The organism is Leclercia sp. CFBP8987 (assembly GCF_034044995.2).
In the GTDB taxonomy this organism is placed as follows: domain Bacteria; phylum Pseudomonadota; class Gammaproteobacteria; order Enterobacterales; family Enterobacteriaceae; genus Enterobacter; species Enterobacter tamurae.
In genome coordinates this window covers 774392-798254 of sequence record NZ_CM188255.1, presented here as the reverse complement: position 1 = coordinate 798254, position 23863 = coordinate 774392, and the positions used below count along the sequence as shown (strand labels likewise).

At 56.6% G+C, this 23863-nt stretch carries 23 protein-coding genes; 8 read left to right on the top strand and 15 right to left on the bottom strand.

Annotation, left to right across the window (positions count from 1 at the left end; genetic code table 11):
• The first annotated feature begins 10 nt into the window (after positions 1-10).
• Positions 11-961, top strand: coding sequence for a glycoside hydrolase family 43 protein (locus tag SOM40_RS03760; protein ID WP_225759571.1), 951 nt, complete (start codon positions 11-13; stop codon positions 959-961).
• A gap of 18 nt (positions 962-979) precedes the next feature.
• Here the strand turns inward: SOM40_RS03760 and ampE are convergent, their stop codons facing one another.
• Entirely contained in the window at positions 980-1834 is an 855-nt protein-coding gene (ampE, locus tag SOM40_RS03755; protein ID WP_106994256.1) for a beta-lactamase regulator AmpE, read from the bottom strand.
• Positions 1831-2394, bottom strand: a complete 564-nt coding sequence (gene ampD / locus SOM40_RS03750; protein ID WP_106994255.1) for a 1,6-anhydro-N-acetylmuramyl-L-alanine amidase AmpD — start codon at positions 2392-2394, stop codon at positions 1831-1833. The genes ampE and ampD overlap by 4 nt, the downstream gene beginning before the upstream one ends.
• Before the next feature lie 87 nt (positions 2395-2481).
• On the opposite strand from ampD, the gene nadC reads away from it, so the two are divergent.
• The 4 genes from nadC to hofC all read left to right on the top strand — a co-directional run bounded on the left by nadC (position 2482) and on the right by hofC (position 6580).
• Entirely contained in the window at positions 2482-3375 is an 894-nt protein-coding gene (gene nadC, locus SOM40_RS03745; protein WP_106994254.1) for a carboxylating nicotinate-nucleotide diphosphorylase, read from the top strand.
• A 184-nt stretch (positions 3376-3559) separates the two neighbouring features.
• Positions 3560-4012 (top strand): prepilin peptidase-dependent pilin, encoded by a 453-nt coding sequence (gene ppdD / locus SOM40_RS03740; RefSeq protein WP_106994253.1) that lies wholly within the window; start codon positions 3560-3562, stop codon positions 4010-4012.
• A complete protein-coding gene (gene gspE, locus SOM40_RS03735) occupies positions 4009-5394 on the top strand; it encodes a type II secretion system protein GspE (protein ID WP_320529985.1) in 1386 nt (461 codons plus the stop codon). Before ppdD ends, gspE begins: the two co-directional genes overlap by 4 nt.
• Positions 5384-6580, top strand: coding sequence for a protein transport protein HofC (gene hofC, locus SOM40_RS03730; protein WP_320529984.1), 1197 nt, complete (start codon positions 5384-5386; stop codon positions 6578-6580). Before gspE ends, hofC begins: the two co-directional genes overlap by 11 nt.
• 31 nt (positions 6581-6611) lie before the next feature.
• Here the strand turns inward: hofC and SOM40_RS03725 are convergent, their stop codons facing one another.
• A complete protein-coding gene (locus SOM40_RS03725) occupies positions 6612-7655 on the bottom strand; it encodes a GMP reductase (protein ID WP_106994250.1) in 1044 nt (347 codons plus the stop codon).
• A gap of 235 nt (positions 7656-7890) precedes the next feature.
• On the opposite strand from SOM40_RS03725, the gene coaE reads away from it, so the two are divergent.
• From coaE to yacG, 3 genes are read left to right on the top strand one after another with little or no spacing between them, the layout of a single operon-like run.
• On the top strand, positions 7891-8502 hold the full coding sequence (gene coaE, locus SOM40_RS03720) for a dephospho-CoA kinase (protein ID WP_320529983.1): 612 nt from the start codon (positions 7891-7893) through the stop codon (positions 8500-8502).
• Complete coding sequence (gene zapD, locus SOM40_RS03715; protein WP_166181604.1) at positions 8502-9245, top strand: cell division protein ZapD; 744 nt, start codon at positions 8502-8504, stop codon at positions 9243-9245. Before coaE ends, zapD begins: the two co-directional genes overlap by 1 nt.
• Positions 9246-9254: 9 nt before the next feature.
• Positions 9255-9449: a DNA gyrase inhibitor YacG gene (gene yacG / locus SOM40_RS03710; RefSeq protein WP_106994247.1), complete on the top strand. Its 195-nt coding sequence runs from the start codon at positions 9255-9257 to the stop codon at positions 9447-9449.
• A 34-nt stretch (positions 9450-9483) separates the two neighbouring features.
• Here the strand turns inward: yacG and mutT are convergent, their stop codons facing one another.
• The 12 genes from mutT to murD form a co-directional block, all read right to left on the bottom strand.
• The gene (mutT, locus tag SOM40_RS03705; RefSeq protein ID WP_225759574.1) at positions 9484-9876 is read right to left on the bottom strand and encodes an 8-oxo-dGTP diphosphatase MutT; all 393 of its coding nucleotides are present in this window, start codon (positions 9874-9876) and stop codon (positions 9484-9486) included.
• Positions 9877-9933: 57 nt separating this feature from the next.
• Complete coding sequence (gene secA, locus SOM40_RS03700; protein ID WP_106994245.1) at positions 9934-12639, bottom strand: preprotein translocase subunit SecA; 2706 nt, start codon at positions 12637-12639, stop codon at positions 9934-9936.
• A gap of 59 nt (positions 12640-12698) precedes the next feature.
• Complete coding sequence (gene secM / locus SOM40_RS03695; protein ID WP_166181602.1) at positions 12699-13202, bottom strand: secA translation cis-regulator SecM; 504 nt, start codon at positions 13200-13202, stop codon at positions 12699-12701.
• Between the two features lie 251 nt (positions 13203-13453).
• On the bottom strand, positions 13454-14371 hold the full coding sequence (gene lpxC, locus SOM40_RS03690) for a UDP-3-O-acyl-N-acetylglucosamine deacetylase (RefSeq protein ID WP_039030368.1): 918 nt from the start codon (positions 14369-14371) through the stop codon (positions 13454-13456).
• A gap of 101 nt (positions 14372-14472) precedes the next feature.
• The gene (gene ftsZ / locus SOM40_RS03685) at positions 14473-15624 is read right to left on the bottom strand and encodes a cell division protein FtsZ (RefSeq protein ID WP_032616544.1); all 1152 of its coding nucleotides are present in this window, start codon (positions 15622-15624) and stop codon (positions 14473-14475) included.
• A gap of 63 nt (positions 15625-15687) precedes the next feature.
• The gene (ftsA, locus tag SOM40_RS03680) at positions 15688-16944 is read right to left on the bottom strand and encodes a cell division protein FtsA (protein WP_106994244.1); all 1257 of its coding nucleotides are present in this window, start codon (positions 16942-16944) and stop codon (positions 15688-15690) included.
• 2 nt (positions 16945-16946) lie between these two features.
• Positions 16947-17783 carry a cell division protein FtsQ gene (gene ftsQ, locus SOM40_RS03675; protein WP_106994243.1) on the bottom strand — a complete coding sequence of 279 codons (837 nt, stop codon included), beginning with the start codon at positions 17781-17783 and terminating at the stop codon, positions 16947-16949.
• Between the two features lies 1 nt (position 17784).
• Positions 17785-18705, bottom strand: a complete 921-nt coding sequence (locus SOM40_RS03670) for a D-alanine--D-alanine ligase (protein ID WP_320529982.1) — start codon at positions 18703-18705, stop codon at positions 17785-17787.
• Complete coding sequence (murC, locus tag SOM40_RS03665; protein ID WP_320529981.1) at positions 18698-20173, bottom strand: UDP-N-acetylmuramate--L-alanine ligase; 1476 nt, start codon at positions 20171-20173, stop codon at positions 18698-18700. Before murC ends, SOM40_RS03670 begins: the two co-directional genes overlap by 8 nt.
• Positions 20174-20232: 59 nt before the next feature.
• Positions 20233-21297, bottom strand: coding sequence for an undecaprenyldiphospho-muramoylpentapeptide beta-N-acetylglucosaminyltransferase (gene murG / locus SOM40_RS03660; RefSeq protein ID WP_320529980.1), 1065 nt, complete (start codon positions 21295-21297; stop codon positions 20233-20235).
• Positions 21294-22547 carry a cell division protein FtsW gene (gene ftsW, locus SOM40_RS03655; protein WP_106994239.1) on the bottom strand — a complete coding sequence of 418 codons (1254 nt, stop codon included), beginning with the start codon at positions 22545-22547 and terminating at the stop codon, positions 21294-21296. Before ftsW ends, murG begins: the two co-directional genes overlap by 4 nt.
• A complete protein-coding gene (gene murD / locus SOM40_RS03650; RefSeq protein WP_320529979.1) occupies positions 22547-23863 on the bottom strand; it encodes a UDP-N-acetylmuramoyl-L-alanine--D-glutamate ligase in 1317 nt (438 codons plus the stop codon). The genes ftsW and murD overlap by 1 nt, the downstream gene beginning before the upstream one ends.

The following is a 23863-nucleotide window of genomic DNA, read 5'->3' as shown; positions in this document are numbered from 1 at the left end:
GGAAAGCCGAATGCAAACCTGGCCAAACCCGTTTATTGAACAACGCGCTGACCCGTACATTCTTCATCATGAAGGGCAATACTACTTTATTGCCTCGGTGCCGGAATATGACCGGCTGGCGATCCGCCGTGCCGACACGCTGGAGGGGCTGCGCAGTGCCGATGAGGTGGTGGTCTGGCGCAAACCGGCCACCGGCCCGATGAGTCAGCTGATCTGGGCCCCGGAACTGCACTGCATTGACGGCAACTGGTACATCTATTTTGCCGCCACGCACACCCAGGCGCTGGATAAACTCGGGATGTTCCAGCACCGGATGTTTGTGCTCGAATGTACCGACAACGATCCCCTGACAGGAGAGTGGACGGAAAAAGGGCAAGTTAAAACGCCCTTCGATACCTTTGCGTTAGACGCCACCACTTTTATTCATCAGGGGAAACGCTGGTATCTCTGGGCGCAAAAAGCCCCGGATATCACCGGTAACTCGAATCTGTATCTGTGCGAGATGGAGAACCCGTGGACCTTAAAAGGCGAGCCGGTGATGCTCAGCAAACCGGAGTATGACTGGGAGTGCCGTGGGTTCTGGGTCAACGAAGGTCCGGCAGTGCTGTTCCACGGCGAGCGGTTGTTTATCAGCTACTCCGCCAGCGCCACGGATGAAAATTACTGCATGGGGCTGCTGTGGATCGACCTCAATGCCGACCCACAGAACCCGGCGAACTGGCATAAATCACCGCAGCCGGTATTCACCACCAGCTACGAGAACCGTCAGTACGGGCCGGGACACAACAGCTTCACCCAAACGCCGGACGGCGAAGACGTGCTGATTTACCATGCACGCAACTACACCGAAATCGAGGGCGATCCGCTCTACGATCCAAACCGCCACACCCGCCTGAAACTTGTTCGCTGGAATGAAAACGGGATGCCTGATTTTGGCATCCCGTCAGCGGATACAGTGTAAGTCCTGCGGCACGCTGGTTTAGATCAGCGTGCCGTAAATGGTCAGCAGCGCCACAATTACCACTACTACAAACGACGTTTTCTTGGCCATTGAGACGGCCGCTTTCGGCGTTTCGATCTTATCGGTGTGCGGCTCGCGGGCCAGCGAGAACTGCGCCAGACGCGTTAACACCAGGTACTGCGAGGTATGACGATCTCCCAGCGAGGCGAACCATGCCGGCAGGGCTTTCTCACCATGCCCAATCAACGCATACACCACCCCGAACAGCCGCACCGGCAGCCAGTCCAGCACATGCAGAATGGCGTCGATCCCTGACTGCAATCGCTCGTGCGGGGTCAGGTAGCGTGCCAGCCAGCTCTGCCAGGCGCGTAAAAAGGCATAGCCCATCATCAGGACCGGGCCCCACGCACCGCCCACCACAAACCAGAACAAGGGTGCCAGATAGAAGCGGAAGTTAATCCACAGCAGCGCATTCTGCAGCTCGCGTAAAAACTCGCGCTCATTGCACTCCGGCGGGACGCCGTGGATCAGCGTCAGCTCGCTGGCCATCGCCCCGCGGGCATGGGCATCATTGTTGGTTGCCGCCTTCAGGTAGGCATGGTAGTGCAAACGCACCTTGCCCGCGCCAATGCAGAGGACGCCGAGCAGGATCCACACCACCAGCAGCGGCACATTAAAGAACAGGCCATACAGCGAACGCAGCAGCAGGAACACCACCAGCATCACCCCCGCCGTCATCAGCAGGGTGCGGATCATGGAAAAATGGCGGATGCGACGAAACAGCACTTCCATCCGGTGATCCAGATGCCAGTGCTCGCCCAGCTTGAACAAACGCTCAGCAATCATTACCAGCAGCATGGTAAATAACGTCATGTCATCTCCTTTTCTGACAGGGCGGTAAGCAGGGTGTTGAATCGTTGCCAGTCAAACGCCGGCCCGGGGTCGGTCTTGCGCTGCGGCGCAATATCGCTGTGTCCGGTCACGTTGCGGGCGATAGCCGGGTAGAGGCTGATAAGCGTGCGCGTCACCGCGGCCAGCTGCTGATACTGCGCATCGGTGTAAGGCAGCGTATCCGTGCCTTCCAGCTCGATACCAATAGAAAAATCATTGCAGCGTTCACGCCCCTGATACTGAGAAACGCCTGCATGCCAGGCACGTTTATCAAAGGGAACATACTGGACGATTTCACCGTCACGGCGAATCAGACAATGGGCCGAAACGCGCAGGTGAGCGATCTCCGCGAAAAAGGGGTGAGCATCGGGATCGATTGTCCCGGTGAATAGCGCGTCAATCCACGGACCGCCAAACTCGCCTGGCGGCAGGCTGATGTTATGCACCACCAGCAGCGACGGGATCTCATCCTCCGGGCGGCAATCGTGGTGTGGCGAAGGAACACGCCGTGCCTCTGCCAGCCAGCCATGTTCTGAGTGCATGCAGGATCTCCTTATATATGGTGCTGATTCCCGGTTCAGAGTAGCATGTTTCAATCTTATGATTCGTTACCAATTTGGAGTTTTAACATGCCGCCTCGTCGCTACAACCCCGACCACAGACGTAACGTACTGCTGGAACGTATTAATCTCGATATTCCGGTAAGCGTCGCCAATGCGTTGCGCGAAGATCTGGGTGGAGACGTCAACGCTGACAACGACATTACCGCCCAGTTGCTGGCGGAAGATGCCCGTTCCCATGCGGTGGTGATCACCCGTGAGGATGGTGTGTTCTGTGGTAAACGCTGGGTGGAAGAGGTCTTTATCCAGCTGGCCGGGGACGGCGTTCAGGTGACGTGGCATGTTGAAGATGGCGATAACATTAAAGCTAACCAGCCGCTGTTTGAACTGGAAGGCGCATCGCGAGTCCTGCTGACCGGTGAGCGCACCGCGCTCAACTTTGTCCAGACGCTCTCCGGCGTCGCCAGCGAAGCACGCCGCTATGTCGATCTGCTGGAAGGCACAACGACCCAGTTGCTGGATACCCGCAAAACGCTGCCGGGCCTGCGTACCGCCCTGAAATATGCCGTGCTGTGCGGCGGCGGCGCCAACCACCGTCTGGGATTATCCGATGCGTTCCTGATTAAAGAGAACCACATTATCGCCTCGGGATCCGTTCGCCAGGCCGTGGAAAAAGCCTTCTGGCTGCACCCGGATGTGCCGGTGGAAGTGGAAGTGGAGAATCTGCAGGAGCTGGACGATGCGCTGAAAGCCGGGGCTGACATCATCATGCTGGACAACTTTACGACTGAGCAGATGCGCGAGGCCGTCAAACGCACTAACGGCCAGGCCCGCCTTGAGGTCTCTGGCAACGTGACGCACGAAACCTTACGTGAGTTCGCCGAAACCGGCGTCGATTTCATCTCCGTTGGCGCGCTGACCAAACACATTCGCGCCCTCGACCTGTCAATGCGCTTTCGCTAAGTGACACTAAGCCCGGTCAGCACTGGCCGGGCAAACCCGATTTACGACCCGCCTCGCAAACCCGCTGCATTGCTCTGTAACGCCCGCACATCTCGCTGAATCATGCTTCACAAATCGATTTTTGCCCCTCGCCCCCGGTCTGTCCCGCTGCCACAGTAGCGTGCGTCAACTTAAGGAGCGACCCATGGAAAGACAAAAAGGATTTACCCTCATCGAGTTAATGGTGGTCATCGGTATCGTCGCCATTCTCAGCGCGATTGGCATTCCGGCTTACCAGAACTACCTGCGTAAAGCCGCTCTCACCGACATGCTGCAAACCTTTATGCCCTACCGTACCGCCGTCGAACTCTGCGCCCTCGATCATGGCGGAACTGAGCGCTGCGACGCAGGCGTCAACGGCATTCCCTCCCCGGCAACCAGCCGCTATGTCTCCGGGATGAGTATCGCTAAAGGTGCCGTCACCCTTACCGGCCAGGAGAGCCTGAATGGTCTCGAGGTAGTAATGACGCCGCAGTGGGATAATGGCAACGGCATCACCGGCTGGAAGCGACTCTGCACCGTGGGCGAGGACAGCGCGCTGAAGCAGGCCTGCGAAGAGGTGTTCCGCTTTACGGCTGAGCAGGAGAGCGGGCAATGAAGCCTGAACAGTTAACGGCGCTGTGTCGGCGTCATCACGCCCTGCTGCTGACCAGCGACCCGGACAGAATCAATATTGCGGTGGTCGGCAACCCGCCGACCGAACTGCTGGAGGCGTTACGTTTCGCGACGCAGAAAAGAATCGATATTGAATGCTGGACCGCCGAGCGCATGGAAAAGCAGCAGCAAACCACGTCGGAGGCACATCTGCCCGTGGTTAATACCTCGACGCGTTCCGCCACCGACCTTCTTAACCACACCCTGACTCACGCCCTGAGCCAGCGCGCGTCGGATATTCATATCGAGCCCACCGACGAGAGCTGGCAGATCCGCTTGCGCATTGACGGCGTGCTCTATCCGCAGCCGCCGCTCTCAGCCGAACTGGGCACAACGCTAATCGCCCGGCTGAAGGTGCTGGGCAATCTGGATATTGCCGAACGTCGCTTACCCCAGGACGGGCAATTTACCGTCGAGCTTTCGGGCTCCCCCGTCTCGTTTCGTATCGCCACGCTCCCCTGTCGCAGCGGCGAAAAAATCGTTCTGCGGCTTCTGCAGCAGGAGCAACAGACGCTGCAGCTCGAACAGTTGGGGATGAACGAGACCCAACAGCGACTCTTCGCCAGCGCGCTGAACAAATCCCAGGGACTGATTCTGGTGACTGGCCCCACCGGCAGCGGCAAAACCGTCACGCTTTATAGCGCATTACAGGCCAGGAACACGCCCGAAGTAAATATCTGCAGCGTGGAAGATCCTGTCGAAATCCCGCTGGCGGGGCTCAATCAGACCCCCATTAACCCGCGGGCGGGGTTAACCTTTCAGAGCGTATTGCGGGCGTTTTTACGCCAGGATCCCGACATCATCATGGTGGGCGAAATTCGCGATGGCGAAACGGCGGAGATCGCCATCAACGCTGCCCAGACCGGCCATCTGGTGCTGTCGACGCTGCATACTAACTCCACTGCAGAGACGCTGGTTCGCCTGCAGCAGATGGGGGTGGCGCGCTGGATGATCTCCTCGGCGTTGTCTCTGGTGATCGCCCAGCGGCTGGTGCGCCGATTATGTCCCCATTGTCGTACTGAGTTGCGTCGGGATGCGCCGCTACCCCAGGCGCTGTGGCCTCGCCCTTTGCCGCACTGGCAGCCCGTGGGCTGCGACCGCTGCTATCACGGCTTTTATGGTCGGGTGGCAATCTTCGAGGTGATGGTCATCACCCGTGAGCTGCGCACCGCCATTGCCAGCGGCGCGCCGGTCGAAGAGATTGAAAAACTGGCCCGGCAGTCAGGCATGATCACGCTGTTTGAGCATGGCTGTATGGCGGTAGAGCAAGGCCACACCACCCTCGGGGAGCTGGTACAGATGCTGGGCGAATCAGATGACAGGTAATCAACTCTGGCGCTGGCGGGCGCTCACCCAGCAGGGGGAGCAGCAGACAGGCGCGCTCTGGGCGCCCGACAAACAGACGGCGTGGGATATCCTCTCAGGCCGGGAGCTGGTTCCCCTTGAGCTCAGGCGCTGCCGGCAACAGACGCGCTGGCAGGCGCAGCATCGCTACGAGATGATCCACCAGTTGGCGACGCTACTGCAGGCGGGCTTAACGCTCTCGGCCGGTCTGGCGCTTCTGGCCCAGCAGCATCCGGCCCGACAGTGGCAGGCCTTACTGCAGAGCGTGGCCGACGATCTTAGCGCCGGATGTGCCTTTTCTGAAGCCATGAAAAAGTGGCCGCACGTCTTCCCTCCCCTCTATGTGTCGATGATCAAAACCGGGGAGCTGACCGGCAAGCTTGATGAGTGCTGCCGTCAACTGGCCCAGCAGCAAAAAACGCAGCAACAGCTCAGCGCGAAGGTGAAAAAGGCGCTGCGCTATCCGATCATCATTCTCGCCCTGGCCGTCGCCGTAGTGCTGGCGATGGTGACCCTGGTGCTGCCGGAGTTTGCCGCGATCTACAAAACCTTCAATACGCCCCTACCGGCCCTGACCCGGGCCGTAATGGCGCTAGCGACCACGCTTCAGGAGTGGGGGGCCGGACTGGTGTTAAGTCTGCTGGCGGCGGCATCTGGCCTGATGTTGGTTCGCCGCAACCGGCGGTGGCAACGTGCTACGCAGCGTCTGCTGCTGAACAGCCCGGTGATTGGCCCGCTGGTGCGCGGGCAAAAGCTCAGCCAGATCTTTACCGTGCTGTCGCTCACCCAGCAGGCAGGCATCGCCTTTCTTCAGGGGCTGGACAGTACCGAGGAGACGCTGACGTGCCCCTTCTGGCAGGAGACATTACAGGCGGCACGCCAGCGCATCATGCAGGGTGCGCCTATCTGGTCTGCCCTGAATGAAGCAGCGATCTTTACGCCGCTCTGCATTCAGCTCGTGCGCACTGGTGAAGCGTCGGGGTCGCTGGATATCATGCTGGCAAATCTGGCGCAGCATCATAATGAACAGACTTTTCAGCAGGCTGATAATCTGGCCTCGCTGCTGGAGCCGCTGCTGTTGATTGTGACGGGGTTAATTATCGGCACGCTGGTGGTCGCGATGTACCTGCCGATTTTCCATCTGGGGGATGCGATGAGTGCGGGATAACGCTGGCGCGAGATGCGCCAGCGAGAGTGCATTACAGGCTATTGAAAACGCGGTTTTCCTGTTCCTGAACGCGGATAAAGGTGGTGCGCTTGGTCAGCTCTTTCAGGCGGGATGCGCCCACGTAGGTACAGGCTGAACGCAGGCCACCCAGGATATCACGCGCGGTATTCTCAACCGGGCCGCGCAGTGGCAGTTTGACGGTTTTACCTTCTGCCGCACGATACTGAGCAACACCGCCTACGTGACGGTTCATCGCCGATTCAGAGCTCATGCCGTAGAACAGCATGAATTTTTCACCGTTTTCATCAACCACGGTACCGCCACTCTCTTCGTGGCCTGCCAGCATACCGCCCAGCATGACGAAGTCTGCGCCGCCACCAAAGGCTTTCGCCACGTCACCTGGCGTGGTGCAACCGCCGTCGCTGATGATCTGGCCGCCCAGGCCGTGAGCGGCATCAGCACACTCGATTACTGCGGAAAGCTGCGGATAGCCAACACCGGTTTTCACGCGGGTGGTGCAGACGGAACCCGGGCCAATGCCCACTTTCACGATATCGGCGCCGGACAGGATCAGCTCTTCACACATTTCACCGGTAACCACGTTACCCGCAATAATGGTTTTGGTCGGCCAGGCCTGACGCGCTTTGCTGACGAACTGCACGAAATGCTCAGAGTAACCATTGGCGACATCAATGCAGATGAAGTTCAGGTTCGGGTTGGCAATCAGGATCTGTTTCGTTTTTTCGAAATCGGCGTCAGAGGTGCCAGTGGAAACCATCACGTGCTTAAGCACGGTTTCAGATACCGAGCCTGCAAACGCATTCCACTCTTCAACGCTGTAATGCTTATGCACCGCGGTCAGAATGTCGAAGGAGGCCAGTGCTTTTGCCATCGCAAACGTCCCAACCGTATCCATATTGGCGGCGATAACAGGCACGCCAGACCAGGTCTGACCGGAATGCTTAAAGGTGAATTCACGTTCGAGTTCAACGTCGGAGCGACTTTTCAGGGTAGAACGTTTAGGGCGGATAAGAACGTCTTTGAAACCTAACTTCAGATCTTCTTCGATACGCATTTGCGGATTCCTGGGGTACTGGGGTAAATGTCGAAAAACGAAACACACAACTCCAGTGACGCTATCATACGCACTAATACCTGTTGCGCAAGACTGCGAAATTCACTTTTTTTACGCTACAATCCTATAAATTTACCTGGTAAAAAGTCCGTAAGCAGAGCTTAACCATTGCCGTTAAAAGATTAAATCTTAAGCAATTGATATCAATAATGAATATTTCCCAGGATTTTAATTAATGGGGTACATCGTTGCATTAACGGGAGGCATTGGCAGTGGCAAAAGCACTGTGGCCGACGCCTTCTCACGTCTGGGTGTCACAATTATTGATGCCGATATCATTGCCCGCCAGGTGGTAGAGCCCGGTACACCTGTATTACACGCTATCGCAGAACATTTCGGCCACGACATGATTGCGCCCGACGGTACCTTAAACCGCCGGATGCTGCGTGAACGCATTTTCTCGCATCCTGCAGAAAAAGCCTGGCTTAATGCCCTGCTTCATCCGCTGATCCAGCAGGAGACGCAGAAGCAGATATCGCAGGCGACCTCCCCTTATGTACTCTGGGTCGTACCGCTTCTGGTGGAAAATAAGCTTCACGACAAAGCTGACCGGGTCCTGGTGGTGGATGTCTCTCCGACAACACAAATTCAGCGCACCATCGCCCGCGATAATGTCGGGCGCGAACATGCTGAACAAATTCTTGCCGCGCAGGCCACGCGTGAAGCGCGCCTTGCCGTCGCGGATGATGTTATTGATAATAACGGCGCACCGGATGCCATCGCCTCCGATGTTGCCCGCCTGCATCAGTACTACCTGGCGCAGGCCGTTTTACAGGAAAAAGCCTAATGCACACCCACGTTCTTTTTGAGCATCCCCTCAATGAAAAAATGCGTACCTGGCTGCGCATCGAGTTTTTAATCCAGCAGCTTTCAGGCCTCCTGCCGGTACACGACCACACCTCGGCGCTGCATTTTTTTCGTAACGTAAGCGACCTGTTGGATGTGTTAGAGCGTGGCGAAGTCCGCACTGAATTACTGAAAGAACTGGAGCGTCAGCAGCGTAAATTGCAGGCCTGGGCCGAAGTCCCGGGCGTGGATAACAGCCGCATTGACAGCCTGCGTCAGCAGCTGAAACACAACAGCACAGTATTGATGGCTGCGCCGCGTATCGGCCAGTTTTTGCGAGAAGATCGCCTGGTAGCATTGGTTCGTCAACGTCTGAGCATTCCTGGCGGCTGCTGCAGTTTCGATTTGCCGACCCTGCATATCTGGCTGCATATGCCGCAGGAGCAGCGCGATATTCAGGTCCAAAGCTGGCTCGGCAGCCTTGAGCCACTGACGCAGGCGCTGTCGCTGATCCTCGATTTGATCCGCAACTCCGCGCCGTTCCGCAAGCAAACCAGCCTGAACGGGTTTTATCAGGATAACGGCGAGGATGCCGATCTGCTGCGCCTGCAGCTGACCCTTGCCGATCAGCTTTATCCGCAAATTTCAGGTCACAAGAGCCGCTTTGCGATTCGTTTCATGCCGCTCGACAGTGAACATGGTCTGGTGCCGGAACGTCTCGACTTTGAGCTGGCGTGTTGTTAAGGAGTCATGATGTCTGATGTAACTACCGTGAACTGCCCCACCTGTGGGAAGCCCGTTATCTGGGGCGAGCAGAGTCCTTTTCGTCCTTTTTGCTGCAAACGTTGTCAGCTGATCGATCTCGGTGAATGGGCGGCAGAGGAGAAACGTATTCCGAGCGAAGGCGATCACTCTGAAAGCGATGACTGGAGCGAAAGCCAGCAGTAACAGTATCAGCCTGCTGGCGCTTCGCTGAGCAGGCTTACTCGATACCCACTAAGCGGGTAATAACAGGCGCATTGGCCGGCGGGAATTTATCGGCATCACTTGCCTGAAGCGTAACCCAATTCCCCGGCTGCCCCTCTTTGCCCCACGGCTCCCCTTCCCAGCTTTCTACCAGCCAGAACCACAGCGTGATATGGCGATCGGGAAACGCATATTCCAGTTTATCGAACAGGGTCGCACCAAGCGGGGTGATCCCCACCTCTTCCTGAAGCTCGCGGATCAGCGCCTGCTCCGGTGTTTCGCCAGCCTCGATCTTCCCACCGGGAAACTCCCATTTATTCGCCATGTGCGCATCGGCCGCACGCTGGGTAATAAAGATTTGATTATCGGAATTGCGAATGATCCCGACAGCGATTTGCAGTGTTTTCATTGTCCTGATTCCATAAAAAAGGCGCAGATATCTGCGCCTTTTCAGTTGGTTTAATGCTTAGCTCAGACGGCCATGGCACTGTTTGTACTTTTTACCTGAACCACATGGGCACGGATCGTTACGACCGACCTTACGCTCACCGGCCTGCGCAGCAATGGCGGCAGCGGCGGCTTCTTCGTCGTCCTGATGGCTGAGCTGCTGCATCTGGGCCAGACGTTCAGCCTCTTCGCGACGCTGCTGCTCCATCTCTTCCACTTCTTCCGGCATGCGCACCTGCACCTTACTCAGGGTGCTGATCACTTCGTATTTCAGGGATTCAAGCATCGCGGCAAACATGGCAAAGGATTCGCGCTTGTACTCCTGCTTCGGATCTTTTTGTGCATAGCCGCGCAGATGGATACCCTGACGCAGATAGTCCATCGCCGCCAGGTGCTCTTTCCACAGGGAGTCCAGAGTTTGCAGCATCACGCCTTTCTCGAAGTGACGCATCATCTCAGCGCCGACCACTTCTTCTTTACGCTGATAAACTTCAATGGCATTAGCAAAAATACGTTCGCGCAGGGTCTCTTCGTGCAGCTCCGGCTCTTTATCCAGCCACTCCTGGATAGGCATGTCGAGGTCGAAATCGTTTTTCAGACGCACCTGCAGGCCTTCGATATCCCACATCTCTTCCAAGGATTGCGGAGGAATGTGAGCATCGATCGTGGCTTTAAACACGTCTTCGCGGATGCTGTTGATGGTTTCGCTCACGTCGGACACGTCCAGCAGCTCGTTACGCTGGGTGTAAATCGCGCGACGCTGGTCGTTAGCCACGTCATCATACTCAAGCAGCTGCTTACGAATATCGAAGTTACGGCTTTCCACTTTACGCTGGGCGTTGGCGATAGCTTTGGTCACCCACGGGTGCTCGATCGCTTCGCCCGGCTTCATGCCCAGCTTACGCATCATACCTGACACACGGTCAGAGGCGAAAATACGCATCAGCGCATCTTCCATCGACAGGTAGAAGCGGGATGAACCGGCATCACCCTGACGGCCTGCACGACCACGCAGCTGGTTGTCGATACGACGGGATTCATGGCGTTCAGTACCGATGATGTGCAGACCGCCCGCGGCCAGTACGGCATCGTGACGAACCTGCCAGTCGGCTTTGATCTGCGCGATCTGTTCCGGGGTTGGATCTTCCAGCGCGGCCACTTCTGCCTGCCAGCTACCGCCCAGCATAATGTCAGTACCACGACCCGCCATGTTGGTAGCGATGGTCACCGCTGACGGATAACCCGCCTGGGCAACGATATCGGCCTCTTTGGCGTGGAACTTGGCGTTCAGAACGTTGTGCTTGATCCCGGCTTTGGTCAGCTCTTCGGAGACTACTTCCGATTTTTCGATGGAAATTGTCCCCACCAGAACTGGCTGGCCCGCGGCGGTACGGTCGCGAATATCTTCGATGATGGCCTGAATTTTTTCCGCTTCGGTCATATAGACCAGATCCGGCATATCTTTACGGATCATCGGACGGTTGGTTGGCACCACCACGGTATCCAGCTTGTAGATAGAGCTGAATTCAAAGGCTTCGGTATCCGCCGTACCGGTCATCCCTGCCAGCTTCTCGTACAGACGGAAGTAGTTCTGGAAGGTGATAGATGCCAGCGTCTGGTTTTCGTTCTGGATATCGACGTTCTCTTTGGCTTCAACCGCCTGGTGCAGACCGTCAGACCAGCGGCGACCCTGCATGGTACGGCCGGTGTGTTCGTCGACGATAATGACTTCGCCATCTTTAACGATGTAGTCCACGTCACGGGTAAAGAGCACGTGCGCACGCAGCGCTGCGGTCACGTGGTGCATCAGCATGATGTTGGTTGGAGAGTAAAGTGACTCACCCTCTTCCATAATGCCTTGCTGCACCAGCAACTCTTCAATCTGGACCAGACCACGTTCGGTCAGGTTTACCTGACGGGATTTTTCGTCCACGGAGAAGTGGCCTTCACCCTGGAAGCTATCGGAGTCCTCTTTTTCCTGACGGATCAGGTGAGGAATGATTTTGTCGACTTTGCGATACATCTCGGAGCTGTCTTCAGCCGGGCCGGAGATGATCAGCGGAGTACGGGCTTCATCGATCAGAATGGAGTCGACCTCATCCACCAGCGCATAGTGCAGTTTACGCTGAACGCGCTCTTCCGGGCTGAACGCCATGTTGTCACGCAGGTAGTCAAAACCGTATTCGTTGTTGGTGCCGTAAGTGATGTCCGCGCCGTAGGCTTCGCGTTTCGCCGGAGCCGGCAGGCCTGACATGTTGATCCCAACGCTCATGCCGAGGAACTCAAACAGTGGGCGGTTGTTTTCGGCGTCACGCTGCGCCAGATAGTCGTTGACGGTAACGACGTGAACGCCTTTACCGGACAGGGCATTCAGGTAAGCAGGCAGGGTCGCGGTCAGGGTTTTACCTTCACCGGTACGCATCTCGGCGATGCAGCGGTCATTAAGGACCATACCGCCCAGCAGCTGCACGTCGAAGTGACGCATGCCAAACACACGCTTACTCGCTTCGCGGACAACGGCAAAGGCTTCCGGGATCAGACTTTCAACGGTTTCGCCTTTTTCAAGGCGGGCACGGAATTCGGCAGTTTTGCCTTTCAGTTCGTCATCAGAGAGTTTTTCCATTGCCGGCTCAAGGCCGTTGATGACGCTGACAGCTTTGCGCATGCGGCGCAAAGTACGATCGTTACGACTACCGAAAACTTTAGTTAGTAATTTGATTAACATAATAAATTCTCAAACGCCCCATCATGGGCAGTTAAATTAAGGTATTGAAAAGGGTTAATTTAGCTGAGGCGTTGAGGTCCGGCGCGGATGCCCTGTACCTGACTAATCCAGGCCGACACGGAGAAAGCGGATGGGGGATAAAATGCGGTAAGGGCCACCTGACGAACAATGACCGGCGGCTCGCTCTGCTGGGTAAGCAGTGAGTTGAGCGTATCCAGCAGCGCCAGATGGTGCGCCTGAACCGGTAACGTCTCTTCAACAGCAGGCAACGCCTGCGGTGCCATGGCGAAAGAAAGATGGCGAATAACGGTGCGGATAGCGTGTTGATGCCAGTAATCTACCGTGTAATTCGGTCGGCGGTTCGCTTCCAGCAGGGCAAGGTTAGTGAAATTAACCCGCGTGTTCAGATCTTGTCGGGAGGTAGCGGTCTTCGCAGGATTAGCCGCTTCGGCATTGCTGCTGAGCGCGGGCAGGCCAAAACTCGCCGCGACCATCCCCAGAAGGAGATGCGGCCAGAAGTAACGTCTGCCAAATTGTCGCCAGCGCGTCAGAATTCCGCTCAATTGCCCCACCACAAGTAAGTAAGCCTTAAGACTCACCGTATGATTTTTATATTTTCGCGCCCAGATATTACCACTAAAGCTACTTCACAGCAGCAGTAATGAGGCACCGCAGAGGTTAAAAATGGTGATGAAATCAGCAAACGCGCCATTGACTACGGCAATTCAGAAAGGACAAAAACAAAAACGACTGGTCTTGCTGGCCGGAGAGAGTGCCAGGTCAACCAGTCGAATTTAGATAACGGGATCTACCGTTACGCCAGAACCGTGCTCGGTGCTTTGAATGCTAGCGGCAGTTCAGCTTCGTCTTCGAAGGTCACATATTCCCAGGCTTCCTGTTTTGCCAGAACAGCCTGCAACAGTTTGTTGTTCAGTGCGTGACCGGATTTATACGCGGTAAACGCACCAATGATATTGTGACCACACATGAACAGGTCCCCAATCGCATCCAGCATTTTGTGACGAACGAATTCATCTTCAAAACGCAGGCCGTCTTCGTTCAGTACGCGATAATCGTCAACAACGATGGCACAATCGAAGCTACCGCCCAGGCACAGGCCGCGGGACTGCAGATATTCGATATCACGCATGAAACCGAAAGTACGTGCACGACTGATCTGACGCATAAACGCATCAGCAGAGAAGTTCATCGCATAGCGCTGGGTGCTGGAATCAATCGCCGGATGGTTGAAGTCGATGGTGAAGTCCAACGAAAAACCATTAAACGGCTTGAATTCAGCCCATTTGTCGCCATCCTGGACACGAACGGTCTCTTTGATACGCACAAATTTCTTCGCACTGTTCAGTTCTTCAATGCCAGCGTCCAGCAACAGATAAACGAACGGTGCAGCGCTGCCATCCATGATCGGGATTTCCGGCGCATCGACTTCGATAACGATGTTGTCGATACCCAGACCCGCCAGGGCGGCATTCAGGTGCTCTACGGTAGAGATCCGCACGTCATGCTCGTTCACCAGGCAAGTACAGAGCATAGTATCACGCACAGATTTGGCATCAGCCGGGAAATCTACCGGTGGATTCAAGTCGGTGCGACGATAGATGACCCCGGTATTGGCCGGCGCAGGGCGCAACGTCAGTGTGACTTTCTTGCCGGTATGTAAACCGACACCAGTCGCCTGAACGATACGTTTTAATGTCCTTTGTTTGATCATCGTATAATCTCGCCAAGTTACTTATCCAACCGAGAGTGTATATCACTATCGGGCGGCCAGTTTAGCACAAAGAGCGTAAATTCCCTAATTCCAGCTAATTCTTAATCAGCTTGCTTACGCAGGAACGCTGGGATATCCAGATAATCCGGCTCTTTCTGGGTCTGGGTTGTATTGTCATTGACCACTTTCGCGGCCGGTTTTTGCTCTTGCGTCAGCGGCGCCATGCCGTGCGGCTGGTAGCGATCCATCACCGGCTGCTGAGCAGTTTTGTTAGTTACCAGGGTGATCTCAGGACGTTTGTCCATGCCGATACCGGTAGCAACAACCGTTACGCGCAGCTCATCGTTCATTTCCGGATCAAGGGAAGTACCGATTACTACGGTGGCGTTGTCAGAGGCGAACGCACGGATGGTGTTACCCACGGTTTCGAACTCATCCAGACGCAGGTCGAAGCCCGCGGTAATGTTGACCAGCACGCCACGTGCGCCAGAGAGATCGATATCCTCCAGCAGTGGAGAAGAGATCGCCATTTCAGCGGCTTCTTCTGCACGGTCTTCACCTTTCGCCACGCCGGAGCCCATCATCGCGTAGCCCATTTCGGACATCACGGTGCGCACGTCAGCAAAGTCGACGTTCATCAGACCCGGACGGGTGATCAGCTCGGCGATACCCTGGACTGCGCCCTTCAGCACATCATTCGCTGCGCCAAAGGCGTCCAGCAGAGAGATGCCACGGCCCAGCACCTTCAGCAGCTTGTCGTTAGGGATAGTGATCAGCGAGTCCACATGCTTGGACAGCTCGGTGATACCCTGCTCGGCAAACGCCATACGCTTCTTGCCTTCAAAGTTGAAAGGCTTGGTCACGACAGCAACCGTCAGGATACCTAAATCTTTAGCAACTTCAGCAACGACTGGCGCAGCACCGGTTCCGGTACCACCGCCCATACCTGCGGCGATAAACACCATGTCTGCACCATCAAGCGCAGCACGCAGTGCCTCACGGTCTTCTTCTGCAGCATTGCGGCCGACTTCCGGGTTTGCCCCAGCGCCCAGCCCTTTGGTGATGCCGCCACCGATTTGGATCGTCTGGCCAACCGCCGTCTTACGCAGTGCCTGCGCATCGGTGTTCACCGCGAAGAACTCTACACCTTCGATGCGCTCGCGCACCATGTGCTCTACAGCATTACCGCCGCCGCCACCGACGCCGATGACTTTAATCACCGCGTCGTTGGTCAGTTCCATAGGTTCAAACATAGTTTCTCTCCGTTTTGTGCCTGTCGCCCGAAACCGTTAATTTTCGCCGGTCTCTTACTAAAATTAAAATTCTTTTCGCAGCCAGGTGTTGATTCGTTTAAACCACGAACCTACCGACACGCGTTTTTCTACTTCTGCTTCACCACTGAGATGCGTTTCTTTCCCGTAATGAAGCAAGCCCACTGCCGTTGAATAATACGGCTCCTGAGCATAATCCGTCAGACCGGTGATGTTCAGCGGTGCGCCGATGCGCACCTGCGTATGGAACACTCGCTGAGCACAGGCCGCAAGACCTTCAATTTGCGCCGCGCCGCCGGTTAATACAATCCCCGCCGCAAGATGGTGTTTGACACCCTGCTGGCGAAGCTGTTCCTGTAACTGCAAAATCTCTTCGTTGACCAGGTTGAGCAGCTCGGTATAACGCGGCTCAATGACCTCGGCTAACGTCTGGCGCTGCAGGCTGCGCGGTGGACGTCCACCGACGCTTGGCACTTCAACGCTCTCATCTTTGCCCACAATGGAGCCCAGTGCACAACCGTGGCGCACTTTAATCGCCTCTGCATCGCTCGGTGGCGTGCCAAAGGCGTAGGCGATATCGCTGGTCACCACGTTCCCCGCATAGGGGATAACTTTGGTGTGGCGCAGCGCACCACCGGTATAGACGGCCATGTCCATCGTACCACCACCGATATCCACTACACAGACGCCCAGTTCACGTTCGTCTTCGGTCAGCACAGAATAACTTGCCGCCAGACCGGCGAAAATCAGTTGGTCAACTTTAAGACCACAACGTTCAACGGCTTTGACAATGTTCTTCGCCATATCGTTGTGACATGTGATCAAGTGCACTTTTGCCTGCATACGTACGCCGGAAAGGCCTACCGGATTTTTAATCCCTTCCTGGTAGTCGATCGCATACTCCTGCGGGATCACATGCAGAACGCGATGCTCGTCGCGAACGCGCACAGACTTGGCAGTATGCACGACGTTTTCGACGTCTTCCTGCGAGACTTCTTCTTCTGAGATCGGCACCATGCCAATCTCGTTCTGGCAGCTAATATGCTTGCCAGAGAGCGCCAGATACACGGAGGAAATCTGGCAATCTGCCATCAATTCGGCCTGATCGATGGCGCGCTGAACGCATTTAACCACCGATTCGAGGTCGTTTACCCCACCTTTATCCATACCACGAGACGGGCAGCTACCCACACCAATGATATTGACCATACCGTCGGGCAGAACTTCCCCTACTAAAGCGGCAACCTTCGCAGTGCCAATCTCCAGTCCTACTACCAGTTTTCTGTCCGTCGCCTTGATCATTGTTATTCTGCCTGTACCTGAGCCTGATTCTGTTGCTGATTAGGTTCCTCAACCGGCGCCGGGATCCACCCGACCGATGCGCCTGAGTCATAGCGCAAATCAACGTAGCTAATCCTTTTGCCTTCAGCCTGCCCCTGCTGCTGCAGAACGGGATAAAGTTCTACAAAACGGGCCAGACGCTTCATCGTGTCACCCCGGCCAAGATTCAGCTTAATGTCGTTCGTCAGCGTCAACTGCCAGGAACGACGCGCCGTCATGGCGGCTTGTTTCAGGGTAAAACGATCTTTAGCCAGCACTTGCCCCATGTTACGGAAACCTTCAAGCACTTCATTTTCGCTGCCTTCCGGACCATATAACATGGGTAAATTTTGCTTGCTGACACGATCGGCCGGGACGCTGAAAGAAATTCCATCTACGTCAACCATATGCTGATCATTCCAACGCGCAATGGGTACATATTCAACCAGATGAATCTTCAATTCATCTGGCCACTGCTTTCTGACGCTCGCCTGTTTAATCCATGGCAAGCGTTCAATCTGGCTCTGGATAATATTCACGTCCTGCGTCATGAAGGTGCCGGGCGATCCTAATGCCAGAATCGACTGCCGGATATCATCATTACGCGTGTAGTGACGGTCACCCGTCACCACCAGTTTCGACAGAGGCAGACGTTGTGCATCTTCCATCCAGCCGAGCACCATCCAGCCGCTGACAAACACCGTACACAGCACGGCGAGCAGGAAGGTGATCCCTGCAAGACGCGTTCCATTACTCCGACGCGAAGAAGAATACTCTTCTTCTTCGTCACGGTTTCGCGTGTTCAGCGCAGCCTGAGACATATCAGCCCGCCTGGTCCAGAATGCGAACCACGAGCTGCGAGAAACTCATTCCCGCCTGGCGCGCCGCCATCGGCACCAGGCTATGGCTGGTCATCCCCGGCGAAGTATTGGCTTCCAGCAGATAAAACTGCCCATCACTATCCTGCATCACGTCGATTCGTCCCCAGCCACGGCAGCCAAGTACATGCCAGGCTTTGAGCACCAGAGCCTTTAAAAGGGTCTCACGCTCCGCTTCCAGACCACTTGGGCAGAAATATTGCGTCTCATCAGAGAGATACTTCGCCTCATAATCATAGAAGGTTCCTGCTGGTTGGATACGAATTGACGGTAAAATTTCTTCACCGAGCATCGCAACGGTAAATTCCGGTCCGCTGAGCCATTTTTCTATCAGAACTTCTTCATCATGTTGAAATGCCAGCGCTAATGCAGATGATATATCGCCTGCTTCGTCAACTTTAGACATTCCTACGCTTGAGCCTTCACGGCTCGGCTTAACGATTACCGGCAATCCCAGCGCCGCAATACGTTCAGTGACGCTAGCATCAAGGCCCTGCTCAAATTCACGACGGGTCAGTGCCATCCATGGCGCAACCGGCAAACCGGCCCCCTGCCACAGCAATTTGCTGCGCAGTTTGTCCATGGAGATGGCCGAGGCCATTACGCCGCTGCCGGTATATGGCAGGCCGATGATGTCCAGCAAGCCCTGCAGCGTACCGTCTTCACCGCCGCGGCCATGCAGGGCGATAAAGACTTTAGCAAAACCCATCTCTTTCAGGCGCGTCACGTCAGTCTCTTTCGGATCGACCAGGTGCGCATCAATGCCGCCTTCGCGAAGCCCTGCCAGTACCGCAGCACCGGAATTCAGGGAAACCTCGCGCTCTGCAGAGGTGCCGCCAGAGAGGACCGCAATCTTATCAGCCATGACGCTCTTCCTCCGAAATTTGCGGCTTAAGTTTGATTTCGGCCAGCGTACGGGCGATCTTGCCGATATTTCCCGCACCCTGCACCAGAATCAAATCATTGCCGGTCAACACCGGGGCAAGCATCGCGGCTGCCTGGGCATGATCGGAGACCAGAATCGGGTCGATCTTGCCGCGGCCGCGAATGGTGCGGCACAGGGAGCGACTGTCAGCGCCCGGAATGGCCGCTTCGCCCGCTGAGTAAACATCCAGCATCAGCAGAGCATCAACCTGTGACAGCACGTTTGCGAAATCGTCGTACAGGTCACGGGTACGGGTATAGCGGTGTGGCTGGAACACCATCACCAGATTTTTGTCCGGCCAGCCCGCGCGCGCCGCTTTGATCGTCGCATCCACTTCGGTCGGGTGATGGCCGTAGTCATCAACCAGCATCGCGGTGCCGCTTTTTCCGTTAACGGTTTCCAGTGGGAACTCGCCGAGGAAATCGAAACGACGACCGGTACCCTGGAAGCTTTCCAGCGCCCGCAGAATGGCTCCGTCGTCAATGCCTTCTTCTGTAGCTACCGCAACGGCCGCTGCAGCGTTCAGGGCGTTGTGACGGCCTGGGGCATTCAGCGTGACCTGCAGCAGCTCTTTATCCTGACGCGCGAGGGTGAAATGCCCCTGCGCACCGACCTGCTTGTAGCTTTCCACACGCACGTCAGCGTCTTCGCTGAAACCGTAAGTAGTGATCTGACGACCGACGCGCGGCAGCAGCTCGCGGATCACCGGGTCGTCAACGCACATTACCGCCCGTCCATAAAACGGCAGATTGTGGAGAAAGTTTATGAATGTTTGCTTTAAATTTTCGAAGTCGCCCTGGTAGGTATCCATATGGTCAGCTTCGATGTTGGTGACAATCGCCACCATCGGCTGCAGATGCAGGAAGGACGCGTCGCTTTCATCTGCTTCGGCAATCAGATAACGGCTGTTGCCCAGGCGCGCGTGTACGCCTGCGGCTTTCACCAGCCCGCCGTTGACGAAGGTCGGATCGAGGCCCGCTTCGGCATAAATACTGGAGACCATCGCCGTGGTGGTGGTTTTACCGTGAGTACCTGCGATGGCGATGCCGTGACGAAAACGCATCAGCTCGGCCAGCATCTCGGCACGGCGGATCACCGGGATACGCGCTTCGTGTGCGGCAACGATTTCCGGGTTGTCGGCAGAGATGGCGCTGGAGACTACAACCACGCTGGCATCAAGGACGTTTTCCGGGCGATGGTTAAAATAGATGGTCGCACCAAGGGACGCCAACTGTTGCGTAACAGGGTTCGGCGCCAGATCGGAACCGCTGATCTGGTAGCCTTCATTCGCCAGCACTTCGGCAATACCGCCCATACCGGCGCCGCCGATGCCAACAAAGTGAATGTGCCGGACGCGACGCATCTCGGGCACGATTGAACGCAGTTTCGCCAGTTGTTGTGTATTCATTCTCTAAACGCCATCGACTACTTCAAAAAATTCGTGCAGCGCAACACGCGCTGCGAGGGTTAAACCTGGGCTGCCAGGCTCACTTCTTTCGCCACCCGCTCCGTTGCATCCGGGATCGCTGCGGCACGTGCGTGCTGCGCCATCTCCAGTAATGTCTCCCGGTTCCAGCCCGCCAGGGTGGTGGCGACCGCTTCTGCGGTGAACTGCGGCTGTTCAAAAATTTTCGCGGCGCCGGCTTTCTCAAGCGGCAACGCATTCCAGTACTGCTGACGATCTTTGTGCTGGAACGGCACAAACAGCGCCGGTAAGCCTGCGGCGGCAATTTCGCTCACCGTCAGCGCGCCGGAGCGGCAGACCACGACATCGGCCCAGGCATACGCCGCCGCCATGTCGTCGATAAATTCAGTCACTTTATGCTGCGGCTGGCCCGCGTCGGCATACGCCTGTTCGACCGTTTGCTGACCGCCCTTCCCGCTTTGATGCCAGATGGTCACCGCGTCACCGAGCTTCGCTGCGACTTGCGGCAGCGTCTGGTTCAGAATGCGCGCGCCCTGAGAGCCGCCCACCACCAGCACACGCACCGGACCTTCACGTCCGACAAGGCGCTGCTGGGGCAACGGCAGCGCCAGCACGTCTACACGCACCGGATTGCCCACCACGTCCGCTTTCGGAAACGCGCCGGGGAAGGCCTGCATCACTTTGCTGGCGATCCGGGAGAGCCACTTGTTGGTCAGGCCAGCAATACCGTTCTGCTCATGCAGCACAACCGGGATCCCCAGCGACCACGCCGCCAGTCCACCTGGACCAGAGACATACCCGCCCATTCCCAGCACCACGTCCGGCTTAAAACGCTTCATGATCGCCCGCGCCTGGCGCCAGGCGTTGAAAATGCGCACCGGTGCCAGCAGCAGAGCTTTAATCCCCTTGCCACGCAGGCCGGAGATATGGATAAAGTCGATCTCGATCCCGTGCTTCGGCACCAGATCGGCCTCCATGCGGTCTGCGGTTCCCAGCCAGCGTACCTGCCAGCCCTGATCCATTAAATGGTGCGCAACCGCCAGTCCCGGGAACACATGCCCGCCGGTACCGCCTGCCATCACCATTAACCGCTTCGGTTGATTCATCGTGAACCTCGTGTAAACGCCTGGGCATTTTCCAGACGCGTTTCATAATCTATGCGTAGCAAAAACATAATGGCGGTCGACATGATCAACAGACTCGAACCACCATAACTGATTAACGGCAACGTCAGACCCTTGGTTGGCAGCATACCCGCTGCGGCACCGACGTTAACTAAAGCCTGAAAACTGAACCAGATACCGATTGAACAGGCCAAAAAACCCGAGAAACGGTGGTCGATAACCAGTGCTTTCCGGCCGATCGACATCGCACGGAAAGCCACGAAGAATACCATTAAAAGTGCCAGTACCACACCGATATAACCCAGTTCTTCCCCAATAATGGAGAAGATGAAGTCGGTATGCGCCTCGGGTAAATACTCGAGTTTTTGCACGGAATTCCCCAGCCCCTGGCCCCATACTTCACCGCGGCCAAAGGCCATCAGTGACTGGGTCAGCTGATAGCCGCTGCCGAACGGATCTTCCCACGGGTTCCAGAAAGAGGTCACACGGCGGATACGGTACGGCTCGGCAAGGATCAGCAGCACCACCGCCGAAATCCCCATCCCGATGATGGCGATGAACTGCCACAATTTTGCTCCGGCCAGGAATAGCATCGCCAGGGTGGTCACGAACAGCACCACCACGGTACCGAGGTCAGGCTGGGCCAACAGCAGCACCGCCAGCACAAGGATCACGCCCATCGGTTTTAAGAAGCCGCGCAGGTTGTTGCGGACCTCATCCACCTTACGCACCAGGTAGTTGGCGAGATAGCAGAACAGCGACAGCTTGGTGAATTCCGCAGGCTGTATACGCAGCGGGCCGAAGGCAATCCAGCGCGATGCCCCGTTTACCGAGCTACCCACCACCAGCACAATCAGCAGCATGACGATCGAGGCGATCAGCATTGCGGTACTGTGGCGCTGCCAGAATGACATCGGCAGACGTAACGTCACCATCGCCAGACAGAACGCCAGGATGATGTACAGCCCGTCACGCTTGGCGAACAGGAAGGGATCGTTAGCCAGACGCTGCCCGACGGGCATCGAGGCCGAGGTCACCATAATAAAGCCAATCGCCGCCAGCCCCAGCGTGAGCCAGAGCAGCATGCGGTCGTACATAATCAGGCTATCGGAATCTTTATCCCGGGAGCCCATGACCCAGCCCTTTAACGCCGACGAGATCCACATCAGGATGCCAAATCCTGGCATCCGGGGCATCCGGGGCATTCTCAGGTGAGGGAGAGAGAAGCGCATCAGCCTAACTCCTTCGCCAGGCGGGTAAAGAGATCGCCGCGTTGCTCGAAGTTCTTAAACTGATCGAGACTGGCGCAGGCCGGGGAAAGCAGCACCATGTCGCCCGGCTTCACGCGCGGGGCAATCAGCCGCATCGCCTGCTCCATGGTGTCGGTTTGCTCGGCAACGTCCGGACGCAGCGCCGCCAGTTCGGCACCATCACGACCAAAGCAGTAAAGACGCACGTTGTCACCGCCGAGGTACTGCTTCAGCGAAGAGAAATCAGCCGATTTGCCGTCGCCACCCAGCAGCAGATGCAGGGTGCCATCAATGTGCAGACCATTCAGCGCCGCTTCGGTGCTGCCGACGTTGGTGGCTTTTGAATCGTTGATCCAGCGTACGCCGTTATGCTCCAGCGCCAGCTGGAAACGATGCGCCAGACCGCTAAAGGTAGTCAGCGCTTTCAGGCTGGTGGCGCGCGGCAGACCGGCGGCATCCGCCAGCGCCAGTGCGGCCAGCGCGTTGGTATAGTTATGCTGACCCGTCAGGTGCATCTCTTTCACGTTCAGCACCTTCTCACCCTTCACCCGCAGCCAGGTTTCGCCCTGCTGACGATTCAGGTGATAGTCGCCCATATTGATGCCAAAGCTCACGCAGCGTTCGTCCGCCCCGCGTACCGGCATGGTCAGCGCATCATCGGCGTTCACCACGCAGACATGGGCATTTTCATAGACACGCAGCTTGGCGGCACGATACTGCTGCAGGCCAAACGGATAGCGATCCATATGGTCTTCGGTCACGTTGAGGATGGTCGCTGCCACCGCCTGCAGGCTGGAGGTGGTTTCCAGCTGGAAGCTGGAGAGCTCAAGGATGTACAGCTCGCGGGCCGCATCCAGCAGCATCAACGCTGGCAGGCCGATATTACCGCCCACGCCCACATTGACGCCCGCCGCTTTCGCCATTTCACCCACCAGGCTGGTAACGGTGCTTTTGCCGTTAGAACCGGTAATGGCCACAATGGGCGCCAGGGCTTCACGGCAGAACAGTTCGATATCACCGACGATCTCGACGCCCGCATCCGCCGCAGCGCTTAACGCCGGATGAGCCAGGGCGATACCCGGGCTGGCGACAATCAGATCCGCAGCGTTGAGCCACGTTTCATTCAGACCACCAAGGTGGCGTTCAACCTGCTCCGGCAGTTTATCCAGACCAGGCGGAGAAACACGCGTATCCATTACGCGGGGCGTCACACCCCGCGCGAGGAAAAAGTCCACGCAGGAGAGGCCGGTTAAGCCTAACCCGATGATGACGACTTTTTTACCCTGGTAATCTGCCAT

What these genes read in the sequence shown, in the direction of transcription:
- ftsW (WP_106994239.1), bottom strand. Translation starts at nt 22,547, where the DNA reads ATGCGCTTCTCTCTCCCTCACCTGAGAATGCCCCGGATGCCCCGGATG.
- SOM40_RS03725 (WP_106994250.1), bottom strand. Translation starts at nt 7,655, where the DNA reads ATGCGTATCGAAGAAGATCTGAAGTTAGGTTTCAAAGACGTTCTTATC.
- ftsA (WP_106994244.1), bottom strand. Translation starts at nt 16,944, where the DNA reads ATGATCAAGGCGACGGACAGAAAACTGGTAGTAGGACTGGAGATTGGC.
- SOM40_RS03670 (WP_320529982.1), bottom strand. Translation starts at nt 18,705, where the DNA reads ATGGCTGATAAGATTGCGGTCCTCTCTGGCGGCACCTCTGCAGAGCGC.
- gspE (WP_320529985.1), top strand. Translation starts at nt 4,009, where the DNA reads ATGAAGCCTGAACAGTTAACGGCGCTGTGTCGGCGTCATCACGCCCTG.
- ampE (WP_106994256.1), bottom strand. Translation starts at nt 1,834, where the DNA reads ATGACGTTATTTACCATGCTGCTGGTAATGATTGCTGAGCGTTTGTTC.
- ampD (WP_106994255.1), bottom strand. Translation starts at nt 2,394, where the DNA reads ATGCACTCAGAACATGGCTGGCTGGCAGAGGCACGGCGTGTTCCTTCG.
- yacG (WP_106994247.1), top strand. Translation starts at nt 9,255, where the DNA reads ATGTCTGATGTAACTACCGTGAACTGCCCCACCTGTGGGAAGCCCGTT.
- zapD (WP_166181604.1), top strand. Translation starts at nt 8,502, where the DNA reads ATGCACACCCACGTTCTTTTTGAGCATCCCCTCAATGAAAAAATGCGT.
- murD (WP_320529979.1), bottom strand. Translation starts at nt 23,863, where the DNA reads ATGGCAGATTACCAGGGTAAAAAAGTCGTCATCATCGGGTTAGGCTTA.
- SOM40_RS03760 (WP_225759571.1), top strand. Translation starts at nt 11, where the DNA reads ATGCAAACCTGGCCAAACCCGTTTATTGAACAACGCGCTGACCCGTAC.
- ppdD (WP_106994253.1), top strand. Translation starts at nt 3,560, where the DNA reads ATGGAAAGACAAAAAGGATTTACCCTCATCGAGTTAATGGTGGTCATC.
- murC (WP_320529981.1), bottom strand. Translation starts at nt 20,173, where the DNA reads ATGAATACACAACAACTGGCGAAACTGCGTTCAATCGTGCCCGAGATG.
- lpxC (WP_039030368.1), bottom strand. Translation starts at nt 14,371, where the DNA reads ATGATCAAACAAAGGACATTAAAACGTATCGTTCAGGCGACTGGTGTC.
- mutT (WP_225759574.1), bottom strand. Translation starts at nt 9,876, where the DNA reads ATGAAAACACTGCAAATCGCTGTCGGGATCATTCGCAATTCCGATAAT.
- ftsQ (WP_106994243.1), bottom strand. Translation starts at nt 17,783, where the DNA reads ATGTCTCAGGCTGCGCTGAACACGCGAAACCGTGACGAAGAAGAAGAG.
- hofC (WP_320529984.1), top strand. Translation starts at nt 5,384, where the DNA reads ATGACAGGTAATCAACTCTGGCGCTGGCGGGCGCTCACCCAGCAGGGG.
- murG (WP_320529980.1), bottom strand. Translation starts at nt 21,297, where the DNA reads ATGAATCAACCGAAGCGGTTAATGGTGATGGCAGGCGGTACCGGCGGG.
- ftsZ (WP_032616544.1), bottom strand. Translation starts at nt 15,624, where the DNA reads ATGTTTGAACCTATGGAACTGACCAACGACGCGGTGATTAAAGTCATC.
- secA (WP_106994245.1), bottom strand. Translation starts at nt 12,639, where the DNA reads ATGTTAATCAAATTACTAACTAAAGTTTTCGGTAGTCGTAACGATCGT.
- coaE (WP_320529983.1), top strand. Translation starts at nt 7,891, where the DNA reads ATGGGGTACATCGTTGCATTAACGGGAGGCATTGGCAGTGGCAAAAGC.
- nadC (WP_106994254.1), top strand. Translation starts at nt 2,482, where the DNA reads ATGCCGCCTCGTCGCTACAACCCCGACCACAGACGTAACGTACTGCTG.